The organism is Comamonas thiooxydans (assembly GCF_000964545.1).
GTDB classification, from domain to species: Bacteria; Pseudomonadota; Gammaproteobacteria; order Burkholderiales; family Burkholderiaceae_C; genus Comamonas; species Comamonas thiooxydans.
The window spans coordinates 311,880-331,352 of sequence record NZ_BBVD01000002.1 but is presented as its reverse complement, the minus strand read 5'-3'; the positions used below and the strand labels follow the sequence as shown (position 1 = coordinate 331,352).

Here is a 19,473-nt window from a genome sequence, read left to right as displayed (position 1 = left end):
CCTTGGGACGTGATCGTCCCTATGAATCTGATTGCGGCCAGCGCAGATAGGAACTGCGCTAGAGCCCGAAATGGTTCAGAGGTAAACGGGAGGCGGTCCGCGCGCAGGCAGAGGAGCGGCGGTGATGGCGGCGATGCGCGCCCGCTCCACGGGCTGCAGCGCATGCCACAGCGGCGACTCGGTAGGCGACGGCAGCTGCAGCGCGGGCGAAGGCGGTGCTGCATGGGGCAGGCACATGGGGCAATCGAGGTGGCCCGCACCCAGGGCACTGCCGCCGTATTCGCCCTTGACGATCAGCTTGACCGCGCCGGTGCTGGTGCAGATCAGCTCAAACCCCTGAGACTGGATCAGCGGCGCGGCTGCCGCCACCCCCATGGACAGTGCCATCCATGCCAGCACGCACCGGCCCAGCAGGCAGGTGGCAATGCGGCGAAGCTGTTGCAAGGTCATGGGTGTGCGGTGCTGATATGCGTCCGCATCATACGTCGTCCGCCGCCTCAGACCATGCGTGAAAACCGCCGCGCAAGCCATGCCGCAGGTGCAAAGTGCTGTGACTTCAAATACAAAACCCGGCGCAAGGCCGGGTCGGTATGGAGGTGCCGAGGGTTCATGCACGGCTCCTGGGCTGGAATATAGGCACTCGCTCAAGCGAGAGATGGCAAGCAAGAGCCTGGCCGGCCGCGCCGCCTCCCGGCGAGGCCGTCGTCCCCCTCAGGGGGAAGGCGCGTCAGCGCCTCAGGGGGTCACTGTCCATTCACATGCTTGCGCAGATGCTCCAGAGCCTCTTCCACCTGATCCACCAGCACCAGGCACAGGTCGCCGGGCTGCAGGCGGGCCAGGGCATGGTCGATGGCGAGGAACTCGCCATGGATCTCTGTGCTGTAGCTGGTGCGCGGCGCGCCTTCCAGGCCCTTTTTCAGCAGGGCCAGCACTTCACCATCCACGCGGCCACGTTGGCAGGCGTCCTGATAGAGCACCACATCATCGAACACCTTGCCCAGGATCTGGGTCTGTTCGGTGATGTCCTGGTCGCGGCGATCGCCGGCGCCCGAGATCACCACGCTGCGGCGCTTGGCGGGCATGGCTTCCACGGCCTGCGACAGCGCGCGGATGGCGTCGGGGTTGTGGCCGTAATCGGCAATGATGGTGGCGCCCTTGTAGTCCATCACATTGAAGCGGGCAGGGGCGTTGTCGCTGTCGTTGAGGAAGCCGGCCAGACCACGGCGAATGGTCTGCCAGGGCAGGCCTGCGGCCCATGCGGCGCCGATGGAGGCCATGACGTTTTCTACCTGGAAGGTGATGGTGCCGTTACGGGTCAGCGGAATGTCGCGCAGCGCGATGCTCTCGCGCCAGGAACCTTCTGCGGCCACGATGGCGTCGCCATCGACATAGACCACGCGGCTGCCCTGGGCACGGTGCGTGGCCATGACGGGGTGGTGGCGGTCGGCGGCAAAGAAGATGACCTTGCCGGGGCAGACATGGGCCATGGCCGCGACCAGTGGATCGGCGGCATTGAGCACGGCATAGCCCGTGGAAGCCACGTTCTGCACGATGACGCGCTTGAGAACGCTGACATCTTCCTTGGTGGTGATGAAGTTCAGGCCCAGGTGGTCGCCTTCGCCCACATTGGTGACCACGGCGACCTGGCAGCGGTCAAAGCCCAGGCCTTCACGCAAGATGCCGCCGCGTGCGCATTCCAGCACAGCCGCATCGGTCTCGGGGTGGGCCAGGGCGTTGCGCGCACTCTTGGGGCCCGAGCAGTCGCCGCTGTCGATCTGGCGACCGTTGACGTACACGCCATCGGTGTTGGTCATGGCAGTGCGCCAGCCATGCGAGGTGAACAGGTGAGCGATCACGCGCGTGGTCGTGGTCTTGCCGTTGGTGCCGGTGACGGCGACCAGGGGGATGCGGCCGTCGTCGCCGGGCGCGAACAGCTCGTCCACCATGGGCACGCCCACATTGCGGGGACGGCCGAAGGAGGGCGCCAGGTGCATGCGCAGGCCGGGAGCGGCGTTGACTTCCACGATGCCGCCACTTTGCTCTTCCAGAGGCTTGAGCATGGTTTCGCAGACCACGTCCACGCCGCAGATATGCAGACCGATGGTCTGCGCGGCCTCGATGGCTCGGGCGGCGATTTCGGGATGCACATCATCGGTCACATCGGTGGCGCTGCCGCCGGTGGACAGATTGGCGTTGTTGCGCAGCACCACGCGCTGGCCCTGGGCGGGCACGCTGTCAGGCGTCAGGCCTTCACTGGCGATGCGGGCGATGGCGATATCGTCCAGCCGCACCTTGGTCAGTGCCGTGCCGTGGCCGGAGCCGCGGCGCGGGTCCTGGTTGACGATGTTCACCAGCTCGCGGATGGTGTGCTGGCCGTCGCCCAGCACCTGGGGAGGCTCGCGGCGGGCGGCAGCGACCAACTGGCCGCCGACGACCAGCATGCGGAAGTCATGGCCGGGCAAAAAGCGCTCGACGAGGATTTCATCGCCAAATTCGCTGGCGGTCTTGTAAGCGGCCTCCAGGCCTTCGCGGGTGGTGATGTTCACCACCACGCCCTTGCCCTGGTTGCCGTCCTGAGGTTTGACCACCACGGGCAGACCCACTTCCTGGGCCACGGCCCAGGCGTCTTCCACGTCGGTGACGGGGCGACCCATGGGCACGGGCACGCCGGCTGCATGCAGCAGGCGCTTGGTCAGATCCTTGTCCTGCGCAATGGATTCGGCCACGGCGCTGGTGGAGTCGATCTCGGCGGCCTGGAAGCGGCGCGCACGCGAACCCCAGCCCAGCTGCACCAGCGAGCCGGTGGTCAGGCGACGGAAGGGAATGCCGCGCGCCACGGCGGCATCGACGATGGCGCCGGTCGAGGGGCCGATACGGTCGTCCTCGTCCAGCTCGCGCAGCTCGGCAATCGTGGCGTCGGCGTCGAAGGGCGTGTCGTTCAATGCCGCCTGAATCAGGGCTTCGGCACGCTCCATGGCCAGCTTGCCCACGGATTCTTCGGTGTACTCGACCACCACCTGGAAGGTGCCTTGCTCCACGGTCTCGTGGGTGCGGCTGAAGGTGACGGGGCAGCCCGCCTGGGCCTGCAGCGACAGGGCAGCAACTTCCAGCACATGGGCCAGCGACAGGCGCTGGTCTGCGCCATGTGGCTGCAGCGTACCGATGGTGGGGAAACGCGCGCGCAGCTTTTCTTCAAAGCCGGGCATGGCGGTGTACAGCAGCTCGCTGTCTTCGCAGTGCACGATGGCTTCGATGGCTGTGCTGCGGGTCCAGAGGTTGGGGCCGCGCAAGGCTCGGTTGCGAGTGATCTGCATAGTGTTTCTTTCAGCTGGATTTCAAGCTTTTTCTTGGTCTGACGCTTGTGAGGAAAGCGTCAGCAGCTATATCTGTTGAAGCGTTTTATGGGGCAATCAAGCCTGGTATTCAAAGGTCTTGATGCCGGCGCCGATCAGCTCGGGCGTGATGTCCAGCGCCCAGGCGGAGGCAATCGCAGCCAGCAGCGCGCTGGTGTCGGGGCGTTTGCCGCCTGCCAGCGACAGCGCTTCCAGCGTGCCCAGCACACGCTCCTGCGTGCCTGTGGCCAGCACCACGTTATTGCCCTTGAGGAAGACGGCGCGGCCACCTTCATGACGGGCTTCGGTGTTGGCGCGGTGGGCGGCGACAAATTCATTGTCGGCGCCGGTGGCGTACAGAATGACTTCGCCGTCGCAGAGCTCGGCCAGATCGGCCACTTCGGGCAGGTCGGCGTTGAGCACGCCCGCGCCTTCGTCCAGCACCACGTCGATCTGGGTGCGCATCACGCGGCGCATCTGGCCGGGCTCCAGCACATCGTGATCGGCCAGTTGCTCGTAGCCGTCCATGTCGGTGACCACGCCGACCAGGCAGCGGTCATAGGCCAGGCCTTCTTCCAGAATGGAACGGGCCGTGGTCTGGATGACGGCGGCTTCGGCCAGACGGTTGGTCAGCAGACGATGGGCTCCGGCCCAGTTGGCGGTATTGGTCTTTTGCGTATGGCGATTGGCGAGGAACATGCCTTCGCTGCTGGCCACGCCGGTCAGCTTGCCCGACAGCTGCAGCAGCCAGCCGACCAGGCGCGAAATGAAGGCGTTGTTGCGTGTGCCCACAATGCCGACCACGGGAATGCGACCGGCGCCGGCACCGTCTTCGCGGGGGAAGAGATGGTCGGCAATCGCCATGCCCACAGGACGCGGTGCGCCGCTGGTGGGCTTGAGGTGCATCAACAGGCCGGGGCCGGCGTTGACTTCCAGAATCGCTCCCTGGCCCTGCATGGGCTTGGAGACATCCTTGAGGATCATGTCCATGCCGGCAATGTCGAGGCCAACGATCTTGGCGGCCAGCACGGCGTAGTAAGCCACGTCGGGGTGTACATCGTCCAGGCAGTCGATGGCCATATTGCCGTTGCGCTGCAGCAGCACGCCCTGACCCTGGGGAATCACGCTGTCGGGCGTCACATGCTGGCGATTGAGTTCCAGCTTGACGGCGCCGGCTTCCAGATTGATCCAGTCCAGCGGGTATTCCTGCTCGGGGCCGCGGCGCGGGTCCTGGTTCAGCACTTCCACCAGCTCGCGCAGCGTGGCATTGCCATTGCCGTAGACGGAAACCGTCTCGCCCTTGGTCGCTGCCACCACCTTGCCGCCCACGACCAGCAGGCGGTGCTCCACGCCGTCGATGAATTTTTCGACGATCACGTCCGAGCCTTCGGGCTGGGCCAGTGCAAACGCGGCCTTGATGTCCGCTTCCTTGGACAGCTCCAGGGTCACGCCACGGGCATGGTTGCCGTCCGAGGGCTTGACGGTCACGGGAAAGCCGATGTCCTGCGCCACTTCCCAGGCTTCTTCGGGCGATGCCACGATCTGGCCTTCTGGCACGGGCACGCCGCAGGCGGCCAGCAGGCGCTTGGTGAAGTCCTTGTCCTGGGCAATGCCTTCGGCGATGGCGCTGGTCTGGTCGGACTCTGCGGTCCAGATGCGGCGCTGTGCCGCGCCATAACCCAGCTGCACCAGGTTGCCGTCGTTGAGGCGGATATGGGGGATGCGGCGCTCGCTGGCGGCATCGACGATGCAGCCTGTCGAGGGGCCCAGGTAGCGGTCGTTGATGGCCGTCTTGATGGCATGCACGGCGGGCTTGAGGTCGAACGGCTCGTCATTGATGGCCGCCATCAGCAGCTTGTGCCCATATTCCAGCGCCACGCGGGCCACGGCCTCTTCGGGGCAGCGGAACACCATGCGGTACACGCCGCGCCTGGAAATTTCGCGGGTCTGACCGAACTCGGCGGGCATGCCGGCCAGGTTCAGCAGCTCGATGATTACATGCTCCATCACATGACCCATCCAGGTGCCGCCTTCCAGGCGCTGGATGAAGCCACCGCGCTCGCCGACGCCACAGGTGTGCTCGATCAGGTCGGGCAGCCAGCTGGTCAGGCGCTCGTTGAGGCCGGGAATCTTGTTGGACGGATAGTCTTCCAGCTCTCCCAGATCCAGCCAGACCTCCAGTACCGGGCGGTAGGTCCAGACACTGGGGCCACGCAGGAAAGTTGTGCGCAAGAGTTGGATGTCGTTGAATTTCGCCATGTTGATCAGCGGATAGGAATGAGGAGAGCAGGTTTTCTTAAACTCCTGCCCCTGATAGGTTGGCATTGTGCGCCCAGAATCTGCATTGTGAAGCTTGTCAGCCTAAATGCAGGTTCGCGCGTTAACCAGGATATATCGGACGTCAGGCGCAGCCATATTCACCATGCCGATGCGGTTGCCCGCATGACTCTTGGAGCCGCCATCGGCGGAGAAAAATAACTCAACATGCAACATCACCATACTGTGGACGCCTCGGCAGTCTTTGCCGGCCCCCTGGGGGGCGAGCTGCGAGCAAGACTCGCTGAACATGAAAACGTATTAGCCGTCGTCCCGGTTGACCTGAGTGCGGATTTGCAGTTCGGCAGCGGCCTGCTGGCCCTGACCCAGGAGCGTCTGCTGGCCTGCGATCCCAAGACCCAGCAGTGGCGTGAATGGGCCCTGGCGGTAGATCAAAGCCTGCGCCTGCAGGATCATGGCGGTGTGGGCAACCTGGAACTGCATGACAGGAGCGCGCGTCTTGCACAGTGGCTGATCACGCTGAAGCATCAGACCTCCATGCTGCAGCTGATGCAGCAGTTCGACCGCCAGCGCGAGCGCATCGCCCGTCAGGAGGCCTATAGCGCGGTCAGCGATGAGGATGTCCCGCATTGCCCGGTCTGCCACTCGGTGCTGCCGCCCGATACCGAGGAATGCCCGGCCTGCGCACGCCAGCAGGCGCCCCAGACCTCCACCTGGGTGCTGCTGCGCCTGTGGCGTTTTGCCAAACCCTATCAGGGCCAGCTGCTGCTGGGCTTCTTGCTGACCCTGGCCACCACGGCGGCCCAGTTGGTGGCGCCTTATCTGACCATCCCGCTGATGGACAAGATCCTGATTCCGTTCCAGAACGGTGAAAAAATCGACCGGGATCTGGTTTTCTTCTATCTGGGCATGCTGCTGCTGTCGGCGCTGCTGGCCTGGGCATTGGGCTGGGCACGTACTTTCGTGCTGGCCAAGGTGTCCGAGCGCATAGGCTCCAATCTGCGCACCACCACCTACAACCACTTGCTGAACCTGTCGGTGGACTACTACGGCAGCAAGCGCACGGGGGATCTGATGGCGCGTATCGGTGCCGAAACCGATCGCATCAATCTGTTTCTGTCGCTCAACGCACTTGATTTTGCAACCGATGTGCTGATGATCGTGATGACATCGGCCATCCTGTTCTCCATCAACCCCTGGCTGGCGCTGGTCACGCTGGTGCCGCTGCCCTTCATCGCCTGGATGATCCATACCGTGCGCGACCGTCTGCGCACGGGCTTCGAGAAGATAGACCGCGTCTGGTCCGAGGTGACCAATGTGCTGGCCGACACCATTCCCGGTATCCGCGTGGTCAAGGCCTTCGCACAGGAAAAGCGTGAAGCCGACCGCTTTGCCGACGCCAATCTGATCAATCTGCAGGCCAACGACAAGGTCAACAAGACCTGGTCGCTGTTCACCCCCACGGTAACGCTGCTGACCGAGGTCGGCATTCTGGTGGTCTGGGGCTTCGGCATCTATCTGGTGGCCGGCGGCTCCATCACGGTCGGTGTGCTGACCGCCTTCATCGCCTATATCGGCCGTTTCTATACCCGCCTGGATTCGATGAGCCGCATTGTCTCGGTCACGCAGAAGGCGGCGGCCGGTGCCAAGCGCATCTTCGACATCCTCGACCATGTCAGCAATGTGCCCGAGCCCAGCAACCCCGTGAAGCTGCCCGGCAAGGCCAAGGGTGCCATCACCATGGAGGATGTGGGCTTTCGCTACGGCAGCCGTGCCGTCATCAAGCATCTGAACCTGGAGATCAAGCCCGGCGAGATGATCGGACTGGTCGGCCACAGCGGCTCGGGCAAGAGCACCCTGGTCAACCTGATCTGCCGTTTCTATGACGTCTCCGAGGGCTCCATCCAGCTCGACGGCGTGGACGTGCGCCGCATGTCCGTGTCCGACTACCGCAGCAATATCGGCCTGGTGCTGCAGGAGCCCTTCCTGTTCTTCGGCACGATCGCCGAGAACATCGCCTACGGCAAGCCCGATGCCACGCGCGAGGAAATCGTGGCCGCGGCGCGTGCCGCCCATGCCCACGAGTTCATCCTGCGCCTGCCCCACGGCTATGACTCCCTGGTCGGCGAGCGCGGCCAGGGCCTGTCGGGTGGCGAGCGCCAGCGTATCTCCATCGCGCGTGCGCTGCTGATCGATCCGCGCATCCTGATCCTCGACGAAGCCACCTCGGCCGTGGATACCGAGACCGAAAAGGAGATCCAGAAGGCGCTGGACAATCTGGTCCAGGGGCGCACCACGATCGCCATTGCCCACCGCCTGTCCACCTTGCGCAAGGCCGACCGTCTGGTGGTCATGGATCGTGGCGAGATCGTCGAAGTCGGCCCGCACGACGAGCTGATGGATCTCAAGGGCCATTACTTCCGCCTGTACGACGCGCAGGCACGTCGTGCCGAAGAGGATGCGCAAGCGGCCGGCCTCAAGCTGCAGACCAAGGAAACACAATGATCGAAGCTCCCCAATCCAATCTGAGCGGCATGCAGCTGGAGCGCAACGCCCATGGCCGTCTGGTGCTGACCCTGGGCAACGGCCTGGTCTACGAAGCCGTCGTTCCCGTGCGTGCATTTCCGATTGCCGCGCCTGCCGAAGGGCTGTCGCTGATCGCCTCCGATGGCAAGGAAGCGCTGTGGGTGGCCCGCATGGCAGACCTGCAGCCCGAGCATCGTCAGCTGATCGAGCAGGACCTGGCAGTGCGGGAGTTTGTGCCGACCATAGAGCGCATTCTCAAGGTCTCGAGTTTCTCCACCCCCAGCACCTGGGAGCTGCAGACGGATCGCGGTCTGACGCAGATGGTGCTCAAGGCCGAGGAAGACATCCGCAAGCTGGCCGGGCGCACCCGACTGCAGATCACGGGCCAGGATGGCGTGCAATATCGGATTCCCGACAGCAGCAAGCTGGACAGGCATTCGCGCAAGCTGCTGGAGCGCTTTCTGTAAGCTGCGCAGCGCGACTATTTCAAGGGCTTCGCATAATCGCGAGGCCCTTTTTTGTATCAAATTGCGCAGTGGTGCTTGATATATATAGACTAATAGCTATCAAAATAGGATTGAAAATAATCCTACAGTTTTCTCAAGCGTGGCCGATAACAGGGCGAGATAGCTGATTTTCCGCCTGCACCTTTTTACTGCCGAGGGCCAAGCCATGCAAATTCCACCTCTAGACCGGACACAGACGCCCTGGCGTACCCAGGGTGCGGATTTGTATTCCACAGGCGCCTCTGGCGCCGCGCCGGTGCGCCCCGTGAATGCGGTGAATGCGACGGAGTCGGTGGACAAGATCGGCGAGGGCCGCACGGTGCGCGAGCCCGAGAAGCCCTCGGCTCCCGATACCGAGAACCGAGACTGGACGCTGGCCGAGGAGGTCAAGCAAAAGGAGGAGGTCGAGGAGCCACCCAAGGAGCCGATCTCCAAGCAGCTGATCGAGTTCATCCAGTCCATGTGGCGCGCCAGTGCCCAGGCGGTGGAGCAGGCGCAGGAAACCAGCAAGTCGGAAGATCTGCTGCAGAGCAAGCAGACGGCGCGCAATGAGCCGTTGACTTATTCCGAGCCCCGGATAAAGCGCAGCGGCAACGCCAAGTAAGCGATTGCTTTTATTTTGAGAGCTGATTGCGCTTGATATTCAAGCGCTTCAGCTATTTTTATATCTTATTTGCTTTCAGGATCAGCGCTGTCAGCTTCTGATTTGTGAGCATCGTCCTTGGCTGATGCAGCTGCCACGGCTTCCGCGGCCTTGGCCTTTTCACGCGCTGCACGGTATTTGACGGCAAAGGCGCGCACTTCCTCATAGGTGACGAAGCCGTCCTTGTTGGTGTCGGTTTCGTCAAAGGCGGCGGCCAGCTTGGGGATGATGGCCACTTCCTTGCGGCTGAGCTTGCCATCCTGGTTGAAGTCCAGCATCTTGAACTGCTGCTGGGCCTTGATCTCGCCCTTGGAGAGCTGGGTTCCCTGTCTTTCCGCCATCTTGTCGCCGGCAGTTTCCTCGGCGCGCACCGTGGGCAGCAGCAGCACGGCGCTGGTCAGCAGCACGCCCATGGCGGTCTTCATGACCGAGCTGCTTCGCGCGACGATGGGGTGGTTCTTGGCTTTTGACATAGCGGTACAGATGAGGGCCATGACGGCATTCTCAAGCACTGTCCCGCCGCACTTTCAAAGTTTTGCATTCGCTTGCCGGACTTTGCCAAGCTTTACGTAGGCAGCGCCGCCTTGTCATGGGCAATGCCGCTGCGTACATGGCCCGAAGGAACATGCCCGGCCGCATTGCGCACATGGCCGGTCTGGTCGTCGAAGAAGAAATCGGGCTCGAACTCGCGCAGAAACCCGCCCTTGGCCAGTCCGCCGAGGAACATGGCTTCATCGACATCGATCTTCCAGTCCATCAGCGTATTGAGCGCGCGCTCATGGGCCGGGGCGCTGCGCGCCGTGACCAGGGCCGTGCGCACGCGCATGCCGGCCACATCGGCCTGCTGCAGCCGGTGCAGGGCGGCCAGCAGCGGCTTGAACGGGCCTTCAGGCAGCGGCTGGGCGGCTTTCTCCAGCTCATGCTGCTGGAAAGCCTCCAGGCCCTGGGCCTGGAAGATGCGCTCGGCCTCGTCGGAAAACAGCACGGCATCGCCGTCGAAAGCGATGCGCACTTCGCGCGGATGGCTGCTGCTGGCGCGCATGGAGTCGGTGAACACATGGGCGGCCGGGTAGCCCAGCTGCAGTGCCTGGGTCACGTCATCGGCATTCGCCGAGAGAAACAGCTGGGCTCCCAGCGGGCGCAGATAACCGAAGGGGTCGCGCCCCTGGGTGAATACGCCGCGCTGTATGGAGTGCAGGCCGTGGGCCTGGGCCGAGCGGAAGACGCGCATGCCGCTGACGGGGTCGTTGCGCGAGAGCAGCACCACCTCCACATGCTGCTGTGCCTCGGTGTTGAAGGCCAGCAGCTTCTTGACCAGCGAGAAGGCAACGCCCGGTGCGGCAGGCACGTTCAGCCGCTCGCGCTGCAGGCGCAGATAGGTCGCCGGGTCGCTGTCCTCGAAGAGGCGGTTTTCCTCCTCGAAATCGAACAGGGCTCGCGAGGAGATGGCGACGACGAGCTTGTCGTTCAGGGTCATGGCCATGGCGGTACGGCTTTGGGCGGATGTGCAGACAAGCTCCGATGATACGCAGGCCGCCGCGCCCTCACCAGTTGGCTTCGCGCTCGGGCGTGGCACTGATATGGTGTATGGACAGATCGGCGCCGTCGAATTCCTGTTCCTGGCTCAGGCGCAGCCCCATGGTTTTCTTGAGCAGGCCGTAGACCAGCAGGCCGCCGAGCGCTGCCCAGGCCACGCCCATCAGCGTGCCTATGAGCTGGGCCAGCGGATGCACGCCGCCAAGCCCGCCCAGCGCTTGCGTGCCGAAGATGCCGGCTGCAATGCCGCCCCAGGCGCCGCACAGACCGTGCAGCGGCCACACGCCAAGCACATCGTCGATCTTCCATTTGTTCTGCGTCAGCGTGAACATGAAGACAAAGATGGCGCCGGCGGCAGCCCCCACGACCAGTGCCCCCAGAGGGTGCATCAGATCCGAGCCCGCGCAGACGGCGACCAGACCGGCCAGCGGGCCGTTGTGCACAAAGCCCGGGTCGTTTTTGCCCACCGCCAGGGCGGCCAGCGTGCCGCCGACCATGGCCATCAGCGAGTTCACGGCGACCAGACCGGAGATCTTGTCCAGACTCTGGGCACTCATCACATTGAAGCCGAACCAGCCCACGATCAGAATCCAGGCGCCCAGAGCCAGGAAGGGAATGCTGGAGGGGGGCGTGGCGGCGATCGCTCCGCCTTGGCGGTAGCGATTGCTGCGCGGACCCAGCAGCAGCACGGCGCCAAGAGCGATCCAGCCGCCCACGGCATGGACCACCACGCTGCCGGCAAAGTCGTGGAACTCGGCGCCGGTCAGCGCCTTGATCCAGGCCTGCACGCCGAAATGCTGGTTCCAGGCAATGCCCTCGAAGAAGGGGTAGATCAGGCCCACGATCATGGCCGTGGCGATCAGCTGGGGCCAGAACTTGGCGCGTTCGGCAATGCCGCCCGAGATGATGGCGGGAATGGCGGCGGCAAAGGTCAGCAGAAAGAAGAACTTGACCAGGCCATAGCCGTTGAGTGCCGTCAGCTGCTCGGCACCCACGAAAAAGTGCGTGCCGTAGGCCACGCCATAGCCGAGAGCGAAATAGACCACGGTGGAGACCGAGAAGTCGACCAGGATCTTGACCAGGGCATTGACCTGGTTCTTGCGGCGCACGGTGCCCAGTTCCAGGAAGGCGAAACCGGCGTGCATGGCCAGGACCATGACGGCGCCCATCAGAATGAACAGGGCATCCGCGCCCTGTTTTAGTGCTTGCATGAAAACGCTCCAGCTGAAATTTGCTATTTATTGGTGCGAAATTGCGGAAGAAACCCGCAATGCACTAAAAGAAAGCAAGAATTGCGCCAAGCTGGAGTGGGCGCTTCCGCACCGTTGCTGGCGCGGCCGGCCTATTTGACGAACTGGTTGAGCTGGATGATGGGCATGAGCACGGCCAGCACGATGAGCATGACCACCAGTCCCATGACGACGATGAGCAGGGGCTCGAGGATCGTGGCCAGGTGCATGGCACGGCGCTGGACCTCGGTGGACAGCTGGGTGGCGGCACGCTGCAGCATCAGCGGCAGCTGGCCCGTCTGCTCGCCCAGCCGGGCGAACATGGCGACCAGGCCCGGAAAGCGCTTCTTCTGAGCCAGGGCCGAGGCCAGCGGCGCGCCTTCGCGCACCAGCACCAGCGCATCCATGGCATCGGCGCGCAGCGCGCGGTTGTTGAGCGTCTCGGCCGCAGCCTGCAAGGCCTTGAGAATGGGCACGCCCGCTCCGGCCAGCATGGCCAGAGTGCCGGCAAAGCGCGCCGCGTTATAGCTGCGCGAGAGCCGGCCTATGAGCGGCAGACGCAGCCACTGGGCATCGAAGCGCTCGCGAAACGCCTCGTTCCTGAGCGCCAGCCGAAAGCCCACGGCAGCCAGCAGCAGCACGGCCAGCATGAACCAGCCGTAGTGGCGCACAAAGTCGCTGATGCCGAGCATGACCACGGTGAGAAACGGCAGCGCACGCTTGGTGCCGGCAAACACGCCGGCCACCTGCGGCACCACATAGCTGACCAGAAAGATCACGATGACGATGGCCACCAGCGTCACGATGGCCGGATACAGCGAGGCGCCGATGAGCTTGGACTGCAAGGCCTGGCGCGCCTCCAGGTCGTCGGCCAGGTTTTCCAGCACCGGACCCAGGCTGCCGCTGGATTCGCCGGCGCCGATCACGGCGCAAAAGATATCGGAAAACTCGCGTGGATGCTGTTCCAGCGCCCTGGCAAAGCTGGAGCCGGCATTGACCTCGGCCCTCAGCGCTGCGACCAGCTGATGCTGGCGTTCGTCCTCGGCTTCCTCGGACAGCGCGGCCAGTGCGCGTTCTATGGGCAGGCCGGAGCTGACCAGGCCCGAGAGCTGGCGGGTCCATACCGCGAGGCTGGTGGAGTTGAAGACCGGGCGCGTGAACCATCCGGAAGCGCCGGTGCGGCCCTGGCCCTTGCCTGCGGCGACGGGCTCGACCTGCAGCGGCACCAGGGCCTGGCTGCGCAGCTGGCTGCGCGCGGCACGGGCGTTGTCGGCTTCCAGGGTGCCCTTGCGGGTCTGGCCCTGGGCATCCAGGGCTTCAAAGGTAAAGGCGGGCATGCGCGAATCGATCTGACGGGTGAGGGGTTAGTGCAGATAGTAGCGACTAATGATGTCAGCACTTCGGCGTTTGAGAGAGCGAACCCGGCTTGACGCAGGTCAGGACTGCCGCGGCTGAGGTCGGCACAATGGTCTGCCGATTCAAGAATGCGAGGTTTCGATGCTCAAGGACAAGGTTGCATTGGTGACGGGGGCTGCATCCGGCATAGGCCGTTGTGTGGCGCTGACATGGGCCAGGGAAGGCGCGCGGGTGGTGCTGGCCGACCTTAACGAGGAGCAGGGTCAGGAGAGCGCGGCCCTGGTGCGAGAGCTGGGTGCCGAGGCACTGTATCTGCGCGCCGACGCCGGCAGCCCAGCAGATCATGAAGCGCTGGTGGCCCTGACCATGCGCCACTTCGGCAGGCTGGACGCGGCCTGCAACAACGCCGGCATCGGCGGAGCCAGCGCGCCAACCGCCGACTATCCACTCGATGCCTGGGAGCAGGTGCTGCGCGTCAATCTCTCGGGTGTCTTCTATGCCTGCAAATACCAGATTGCCGCCATGCTGCAAGGCGGTGGCGGCTCCATCATCAATATGGCGTCCATACTCGGCGCCGTGGGCTTTGCCAACTCTGCGGCCTATACGGCGGCCAAGCATGGCGTGCTGGGCCTGACCAAGGCGGCAGCGCTCGAATATTCGGCCCGGGGCGTGCGAATCAATGCCGTGGGGCCGGGCTTTGTCCAGACCCCCATGATCAGCGGTCTGGAGCAGGACCCGGCCACGCATGCGGCTCTGGTGGCGGCCCACCCCATGGGACGGCTGGGCCAGCCCGAGGAGATTGCCGAGCTGGTGGCCTGGCTGGCCAGTGACCGCGCGTCGTTTGTGACGGGCGCTTATTACCCGGTCGACGGCGGTTACTTGGCGCGCTGAGTGGTCTGCAGCGGTTTGCTATAGGCTTTGATGGCCCTGCGCTTGACTGGCAAGCGCTGCGGGCCAAAACCTTAAACGACTGGCGCCATGGCGGCGGCTTGCATATCGCCGTCGATCTCGTCGGCGCGCACCGAGGCTGCACGCTGCAGCAGCGGTGTGGCATAGGCCTCGAATTCGGGCCGCCTGGGCAAGCTGCCGTCCATCATGCTCCAGCCGATATAGCTGGCCAGATACAGATCGGCGGCCGTGAAGTGGTCGCCGCAGACATAGCGTTTGCCGGCCACCGCATGCAGCAATGTGTTCAGCACATCGTCAAAGCGGCCAAAGCCCGCGCTTATGGCTTGCTGATGAGTTTGCGATTGCAGCCAGCCTTCGTTGCGGGCGGTTGTGACGGCCTCCACCGGCCCGGCGACAAAGAACAGCCAGCGAAAGTAGCTGGCCCGTTCCGGGCTGCCCATCGCCGGGGCCAGTCGTTTCTCGGGAAAAAGCTCGGCCAGATAGGCGAGGATGGCTCCGGTCTCGGTGACCACGGCATCGCCATGCTGCAGCGCCGGGACCTTGCCCATGGGGTTGATGGACAGGTACTCGGGCGACTTCATCTCGGGTCCGAATTCCAGCTCAACGGTTTCATAGTCGGCACCGCATTCCTCCAGCATCCAGCGCACCATGCGGGCGCGTGATCTGGGGTTGCTGAAAAAGCGCAGCTTGGGTTGCTGAGGTGTGGACATTGCGGCTCTCCTTGGCGGGCTGTTGTGACATGGCAAAAACGCCATGCAGCCAATGTAGGAGCGAGGGCTGACAGTTTCTGTCAGCAGCGCCGTTCAATCCAGCGTGTAGCCGGTTTCGTCCAGCCAGCGCTGTATCAGCGCCTGGCGTCGCTGCGGATAGCGTTCGCCCAAATCCTCCAGCGCGTCCACGCGGTCGGCGCGAAAGTGACGAAAGGCCTGGCGCAACTCGCACCATGCCGAGACCACGCGGCTGCGCTCGAAGTAGGCCATGGCAAACGGCCAGACCCGGCGCTGGCTCGGCACGCCATGCTGGTCCCGGTAATGCAGCACGACCTTGTGTTCGGCGCGGATGGCGCGGCGCAGCGCGGCCTGCCAGGGCTCGGCCGGCGGATCTGTCTGCATATTGGGAACCAGCAGGCCGCTGGTATCGACGGCGATGCGCAGCTCCAGCGGCAGTGCTGTGCGTATGCGGTCCATGGCGGCGGTGGCGGCCTGTGCCAGTTGCGGATCGGCCTGCAGGCTGGCCCAGCGAGCGCCCAGCAGCAGGGCCTCCAGCTCGTCGGCGTTGAACATCAGCGGCGGCAGCAGAAAGCCGGGCCGCATCTCGAAGCCTATGCCGGGGTCGCCCAGGATGTCGGCGCCCTGGGTGCGCAAGGTGGCAATATCGCGATACAGCGTGCGCAGGCTGATGCCCAGCGCCTGGGCCAGCTCGGGCCCGGTCTGCGGCTGACGGGCGCGGCGCAGCGTATCCAGCAATTGCAGCAGACGGGCGGAACGGCTCATGGGCGAAATCTGAGAGGTGAACGACGCAGGAGTTTGGCATGCTCTCATGCCGGGACGCTGGTTTGTCGTTCTCTCTGCACTCCCTCCTTCCATGCAGCGTGAGAGGAGGGAGCTGCCAGGACCGCTCAGGCGGAGTTCATGGCGCCAGCCGTGATCTCCAGGCTGCGCAGGCGCAGCTCGGCGTCATAGACATCGCTGACGATCATGAATTCATCGGCCTGGGTCTCGTCGGCCAGCTTTTGCAGCCCCTGGCGCACGGTATCGGGGCCGCCGATGACGCCCACTGCCAGGAAATCGGCAATCGCCGCCTGGGCGCGCCCATCCAGCTGCTCCCAGAAGTCCGGTATCGGGGGCATGAGGCGGGTGCGGTTGCCGGTCAGAATGCCGAGCACGCGCTGATAGGTGCTGCTGGCCAGAAACCGCGCCTCTTCATCGCTGGGGGCTGCAATCACGGGCACGCCGACAATCGCGTAAGGCTTGGCCAGCGTGGCACTGGGCTTGAACATCTGGCGATACAGGGCCAGGGCCTGGTGCAGCATGCGCGGCGCAAAGTGCGAGGCAAAGGCGTAGGGCAGGCCCATGTGTGCAGCCAGCTGGGCCGAGAACAGACTGGAGCCCAGCAGCCAGATCGGGACATGCGTGCCCGCGCCCGGCATGGCGATGATGCGGGCGCCGTCCTGGTGATCACCCAGCAGGCGCTGTAGCTCCTGTACGTCGCGCGGGAAGTCCTCCTCGGTCTCCACGCGGTCGCGGCGCAGGGCGCGCATGGTCGCACCGTCGGTGCCCGGCGCGCGGCCCAGGCCCAGGTCGATGCGGCCCGGGTAGAGCTCGGCCAGCGTGCCGAAGGCCTCGGCCACCACCAGCGGTGCATGGTTGGGCAGCATGATGCCGCCCGAGCCCACACGAATCCTCTGCGTGGCGCCTGCGATGTGGCCGATCAGCACGGCCGTGGCCGAACTCGCAATGCCCGGCATATTGTGGTGCTCGGCCAGCCAGTAGCGGGTGAAGCCCAGCTTTTCAGCCTGCTGCGCGGTGCGCACGGCAATCTGCAGAGCATCGGCCACCGTTCCGCCTTCGCGCACGGCGACCAGGTCCAGCATGGACAGCTTGACGTTGTTCAGGGATTTCATGGCGATTGATCTATATGGTTTTGATAGCTTGCAGCGTTTTCTGGGTCAGCGTTTGCGGCCGATCTCACGTCCAAGCACAATGCCGACCAGCACACCCCAGGCCAGCAGCACGGCGGCCATGGCGTAATAGCTGCTGCCGGCCTGCATGGCGAATACCGAGCCCAGCAAGGCCACCAGCGCCGCCATGCGGATCACGCGGCGCAACTGGTCCACGGGAAGACGGCCCTTGAGGTTGAACAGCACGGCGAGGCTGATGACAGCCAGGGCGATCAGCAGCAGAAACAGATCGCCGCCATAGGGCTGGACGGAAGTGCGAAGGTTTTCAAGCATGGCAACGATTCTGGCAAAGCTCAATGACCGCTGCTGGCTGAGGCCATGCATGAAAAAGCCCACCGAGAGGTGGGCTGTGCTGCGCTAGGGCGGGGAGTCAGTTCAGGCCGAGGGCGGCAAGCAGCGCATCGGCTGCAGTGCCATTGAGCCGCTGCTGATTGCTGACCATCTGCTTGTCCCGATAGCCGACATAGGTGATGCCGCCGCGCTCGACGAACAGGCGGTAGTTCTGGAAGTTGCTGACATTGAGCTGGGTGGGCTCCTGTGCGAAGCGCAGCACCTTGGCATTTGCCTGGGTGGCGATGCTGTAATTGCTGACCAGAATCGTCTTGCAGGTGGACACGCCGTTGATGAACAGGGTCCGGTTGTTGGGCAAGGTGCTCATATCGCCCTCGCATTCATAAAAGCGCGCGCGCTGCTCGCCGCCGTTCTCGAAACCCACCATATAGCGCTTGTAGGCGGCGCTGCCATCGGGCTTGAGATAGTCGCGGCGGCTGACCAGCACGCGCGAGTTGTTGCCATGCACATCGGCGGCCGAGACATTGGGCGCAAAGTCGCCGGCATTCCACGCGATGAATTCCGCAAGCGTGGCGCTGCGCCAGGTGCTGGTGTCAGGGTTGTTCGGTGCGTCGGCACGGGCAATGGTGGCGCGGTTGGCGTTGTTGCTCAGGTAGTAGTCGCTGCCGCCCAGGTCGGTGACGGTGCGATAGCTGAGCGTGGAGCCGCTGGGGAAGGTCGTTTCGGCCGGAAGCTGATCGGGCCTCGGGCCCCAGTTGGCAAAGCTGCCGTCGGCAGAGTCCTGCCACGGGGCGGAGCGGATCTCGGTGACGATGTCACGCATCTTCAGGCCTGCGATATTTCGCACACTCTGCTTGGCTCTGCTGACCAGGCTCTTGCAGTACAGGGATTCGCTCTCTCCGCTCGCGAGGCTGGTGACCTGCTGCACGAAGTCCGTGGGGCAGGCAAACCATTCGCTGCCGGTCCAATAGATCTGAGGCCTTGTCCAGGGCTGCTCCTGGCCGCTGACCACGCGCTCGCGGAACTCCGTGAAATAGCGTTTGCCGTTCGCATCAGGAGTGTTCTGCTCGGCCGTGGCTTCGAAGGCCCGGATGTAGTAGTTGCTGGTGTCGGTAAAGCTGAGCCAGCGCAGCTGCGTGCTCGCCGTGGGGCCGCCGGCCTCGGGGCTGCTGGTTTGCGACTGCATGGCTGCGATCAGGCCCACATTGCCGGCCGTGACGCCCGAAGCGCTGGCCACCTGCTGGGCGGAGGTTTCCATGGCGGATTGCTTGTCCTTCATGGAGCTGCTGGTGTCGCTGAGGGCGGGATTGTCCAGCACGGCCGTGGCCAGGGTTTGCAGCTGCTGCAGCAGCACGCTGTTGACGGCGGCGTTGAGCTGTACCGAAGTCAGCGGCGCGCCGTCGACGCCTGTGGCGCCTGCCGTGTTGGTGAGCTGGGTCTGGGTGGTCACCACGATCAGGCGCGCCATGGTGGCGGCCAGCTTGCCGGCGTTGCTGCCGTCCTGGGTGAAATCCGCCAGCACCGAAGTGCCCAGGCCCAGCTGGCTCTGGATGGCTGCTGCCGCATCGGCGGTGCTGCTGCCCGTGGCCTGGCTGTGCGCCTGGACCAGGGTGCTCAGCGGGCTGACGATGCCAGGCTGATCGGCGGGTGCTCGCAATATGAAAGCCACGGGAACGGCGCCGGTGTCGGCATCGACAGAGTCCTTGGTGACCAGGGCCAGAATCGGGAATTTGCCCACATCGGCCTCTGGCACTTCCAGGCTGGCCTGACCGGCGGCATTGGTGACGGCACTGGGCTCCCCTGCGTCGCAGCTGCCGTTGTCGTTTCTGTCCATGCAGACCCTGACGTTTTGCAAGGCGCCGTCGATCACGGTGGTGGAGATCGATTTTGTGGCCGGAGCCGGGGCGGGCGACGGAGCAGGAGAAGCGCTGTCGCTGCCGCCGCCGCAGCCGGCAATGGAGGCAATCAGGACCAGGGTGCCCAGGGACACCGAGCGGCGGATGAATGGAGTTGTGGTGAGTGCTTGTGACATGGCAGCCTTTGGTTGATAGAGTGGCTGCCGTTGTTTGTAAGCACTTGTTGTCGCGAAAACATCACCAAATTGGGTGAAGGGTTTGCAGCTATTTCAAAGTGTGAGTAAATGAAATGAATCCCCAGCGAAGCTCCATGAGGTGCTTGCTGTGGCGAG

At 64.2% G+C, this 19,473-nt stretch carries 16 protein-coding genes; 4 read left to right on the top strand and 12 right to left on the bottom strand.

Annotated elements, in window-relative coordinates:
- Nucleotides 1-75: 75 nt before the first annotated feature.
- The 3 genes from Cth01_RS03025 to Cth01_RS03015 all read right to left on the bottom strand — a co-directional run bounded on the left by Cth01_RS03025 (nt 76) and on the right by Cth01_RS03015 (nt 5,591).
- The gene (locus Cth01_RS03025) at nt 76-450 is read right to left on the bottom strand and encodes a hypothetical protein (protein WP_045838484.1); all 375 of its coding nucleotides are present in this window, start codon (nt 448-450) and stop codon (nt 76-78) included.
- Nucleotides 451-743: 293 nt separating this feature from the next.
- A complete protein-coding gene (gene cphA / locus Cth01_RS03020) occupies nt 744-3,314 on the bottom strand; it encodes a cyanophycin synthetase (RefSeq protein ID WP_034390920.1) in 2,571 nt (856 codons plus the stop codon).
- 96 nt (nt 3,315-3,410) lie between these two features.
- Entirely contained in the window at nt 3,411-5,591 is a 2,181-nt protein-coding gene (locus tag Cth01_RS03015) for a cyanophycin synthetase (protein ID WP_034409253.1), read from the bottom strand.
- A 225-nt stretch (nt 5,592-5,816) separates the two neighbouring features.
- Here Cth01_RS03015 and Cth01_RS03010 point away from each other — a divergent pair, with 225 nt between their 5' ends.
- The 3 genes from Cth01_RS03010 to Cth01_RS03000 all read left to right on the top strand — a co-directional run bounded on the left by Cth01_RS03010 (nt 5,817) and on the right by Cth01_RS03000 (nt 9,245).
- Nucleotides 5,817-8,114 carry a cyanophycin metabolism-associated ABC transporter gene (locus Cth01_RS03010; RefSeq protein WP_034361307.1) on the top strand — a complete coding sequence of 766 codons (2,298 nt, stop codon included), beginning with the start codon at nt 5,817-5,819 and terminating at the stop codon, nt 8,112-8,114.
- Nucleotides 8,111-8,602, top strand: coding sequence for a cyanophycin metabolism-associated DUF1854 family protein (locus Cth01_RS03005; RefSeq protein WP_034357325.1), 492 nt, complete (start codon nt 8,111-8,113; stop codon nt 8,600-8,602). The genes Cth01_RS03010 and Cth01_RS03005 overlap by 4 nt, the downstream gene beginning before the upstream one ends.
- Before the next feature lie 205 nt (nt 8,603-8,807).
- Complete coding sequence (locus Cth01_RS03000; protein WP_034357327.1) at nt 8,808-9,245, top strand: hypothetical protein; 438 nt, start codon at nt 8,808-8,810, stop codon at nt 9,243-9,245.
- Nucleotides 9,246-9,310: 65 nt separating this feature from the next.
- Here Cth01_RS03000 and Cth01_RS02995 read toward each other — a convergent pair whose 3' ends face one another.
- From Cth01_RS02995 to gspF, 4 genes are all read right to left on the bottom strand, one after another.
- On the bottom strand, nt 9,311-9,778 hold the full coding sequence (locus Cth01_RS02995; RefSeq protein WP_034381455.1) for an EF-hand domain-containing protein: 468 nt from the start codon (nt 9,776-9,778) through the stop codon (nt 9,311-9,313).
- A gap of 71 nt (nt 9,779-9,849) precedes the next feature.
- On the bottom strand, nt 9,850-10,767 hold the full coding sequence (locus Cth01_RS02990) for a 5'-nucleotidase (RefSeq protein ID WP_003061895.1): 918 nt from the start codon (nt 10,765-10,767) through the stop codon (nt 9,850-9,852).
- A gap of 61 nt (nt 10,768-10,828) precedes the next feature.
- Nucleotides 10,829-12,031 (bottom strand): ammonium transporter, encoded by a 1,203-nt coding sequence (locus Cth01_RS02985; RefSeq protein WP_034381457.1) that lies wholly within the window; start codon nt 12,029-12,031, stop codon nt 10,829-10,831.
- A 131-nt stretch (nt 12,032-12,162) separates the two neighbouring features.
- Nucleotides 12,163-13,386: a type II secretion system inner membrane protein GspF gene (gene gspF, locus Cth01_RS02980; RefSeq protein ID WP_045838483.1), complete on the bottom strand. Its 1,224-nt coding sequence runs from the start codon at nt 13,384-13,386 to the stop codon at nt 12,163-12,165.
- Nucleotides 13,387-13,546: 160 nt separating this feature from the next.
- On the opposite strand from gspF, the gene Cth01_RS02975 reads away from it, so the two are divergent.
- Nucleotides 13,547-14,296: an SDR family NAD(P)-dependent oxidoreductase gene (locus tag Cth01_RS02975; RefSeq protein ID WP_034381460.1), complete on the top strand. Its 750-nt coding sequence runs from the start codon at nt 13,547-13,549 to the stop codon at nt 14,294-14,296.
- Nucleotides 14,297-14,367: 71 nt separating this feature from the next.
- Here the strand turns inward: Cth01_RS02975 and Cth01_RS02970 are convergent, their stop codons facing one another.
- The 5 genes from Cth01_RS02970 to Cth01_RS02950 all read right to left on the bottom strand — a co-directional run bounded on the left by Cth01_RS02970 (nt 14,368) and on the right by Cth01_RS02950 (nt 19,317).
- Complete coding sequence (locus Cth01_RS02970) at nt 14,368-15,024, bottom strand: glutathione S-transferase family protein (protein ID WP_043003597.1); 657 nt, start codon at nt 15,022-15,024, stop codon at nt 14,368-14,370.
- 93 nt (nt 15,025-15,117) lie between these two features.
- Nucleotides 15,118-15,807: a helix-turn-helix transcriptional regulator gene (locus Cth01_RS02965; protein WP_034381465.1), complete on the bottom strand. Its 690-nt coding sequence runs from the start codon at nt 15,805-15,807 to the stop codon at nt 15,118-15,120.
- A gap of 125 nt (nt 15,808-15,932) precedes the next feature.
- Entirely contained in the window at nt 15,933-16,937 is a 1,005-nt protein-coding gene (locus Cth01_RS02960; RefSeq protein WP_045838482.1) for an LLM class flavin-dependent oxidoreductase, read from the bottom strand.
- Nucleotides 16,938-16,982: 45 nt separating this feature from the next.
- Nucleotides 16,983-17,267 (bottom strand): hypothetical protein, encoded by a 285-nt coding sequence (locus Cth01_RS02955; RefSeq protein WP_034390961.1) that lies wholly within the window; start codon nt 17,265-17,267, stop codon nt 16,983-16,985.
- 97 nt (nt 17,268-17,364) lie between these two features.
- Complete coding sequence (locus tag Cth01_RS02950) at nt 17,365-19,317, bottom strand: hypothetical protein (protein ID WP_045838481.1); 1,953 nt, start codon at nt 19,315-19,317, stop codon at nt 17,365-17,367.
- Nucleotides 19,318-19,473 lie beyond the last annotated feature (156 nt).

What these genes read in the sequence shown, in the direction of transcription:
- Cth01_RS02955 (WP_034390961.1), bottom strand. Translation starts at nt 17,267, where the DNA reads ATGCTTGAAAACCTTCGCACTTCCGTCCAGCCCTATGGCGGCGATCTG.
- Cth01_RS02990 (WP_003061895.1), bottom strand. Translation starts at nt 10,767, where the DNA reads ATGGCCATGACCCTGAACGACAAGCTCGTCGTCGCCATCTCCTCGCGA.
- cphA (WP_034390920.1), bottom strand. Translation starts at nt 3,314, where the DNA reads ATGCAGATCACTCGCAACCGAGCCTTGCGCGGCCCCAACCTCTGGACC.
- Cth01_RS02985 (WP_034381457.1), bottom strand. Translation starts at nt 12,031, where the DNA reads ATGCAAGCACTAAAACAGGGCGCGGATGCCCTGTTCATTCTGATGGGC.
- Cth01_RS02950 (WP_045838481.1), bottom strand. Translation starts at nt 19,317, where the DNA reads ATGTCACAAGCACTCACCACAACTCCATTCATCCGCCGCTCGGTGTCC.
- Cth01_RS02975 (WP_034381460.1), top strand. Translation starts at nt 13,547, where the DNA reads ATGCTCAAGGACAAGGTTGCATTGGTGACGGGGGCTGCATCCGGCATA.
- gspF (WP_045838483.1), bottom strand. Translation starts at nt 13,386, where the DNA reads ATGCCCGCCTTTACCTTTGAAGCCCTGGATGCCCAGGGCCAGACCCGC.
- Cth01_RS02960 (WP_045838482.1), bottom strand. Translation starts at nt 16,937, where the DNA reads ATGAAATCCCTGAACAACGTCAAGCTGTCCATGCTGGACCTGGTCGCC.
- Cth01_RS02965 (WP_034381465.1), bottom strand. Translation starts at nt 15,807, where the DNA reads ATGAGCCGTTCCGCCCGTCTGCTGCAATTGCTGGATACGCTGCGCCGC.
- Cth01_RS03000 (WP_034357327.1), top strand. Translation starts at nt 8,808, where the DNA reads ATGCAAATTCCACCTCTAGACCGGACACAGACGCCCTGGCGTACCCAG.
- Cth01_RS03015 (WP_034409253.1), bottom strand. Translation starts at nt 5,591, where the DNA reads ATGGCGAAATTCAACGACATCCAACTCTTGCGCACAACTTTCCTGCGT.
- Cth01_RS02995 (WP_034381455.1), bottom strand. Translation starts at nt 9,778, where the DNA reads ATGGCCCTCATCTGTACCGCTATGTCAAAAGCCAAGAACCACCCCATC.
- Cth01_RS02970 (WP_043003597.1), bottom strand. Translation starts at nt 15,024, where the DNA reads ATGTCCACACCTCAGCAACCCAAGCTGCGCTTTTTCAGCAACCCCAGA.
- Cth01_RS03010 (WP_034361307.1), top strand. Translation starts at nt 5,817, where the DNA reads ATGCAACATCACCATACTGTGGACGCCTCGGCAGTCTTTGCCGGCCCC.
- Cth01_RS03005 (WP_034357325.1), top strand. Translation starts at nt 8,111, where the DNA reads ATGATCGAAGCTCCCCAATCCAATCTGAGCGGCATGCAGCTGGAGCGC.
- Cth01_RS03025 (WP_045838484.1), bottom strand. Translation starts at nt 450, where the DNA reads ATGACCTTGCAACAGCTTCGCCGCATTGCCACCTGCCTGCTGGGCCGG.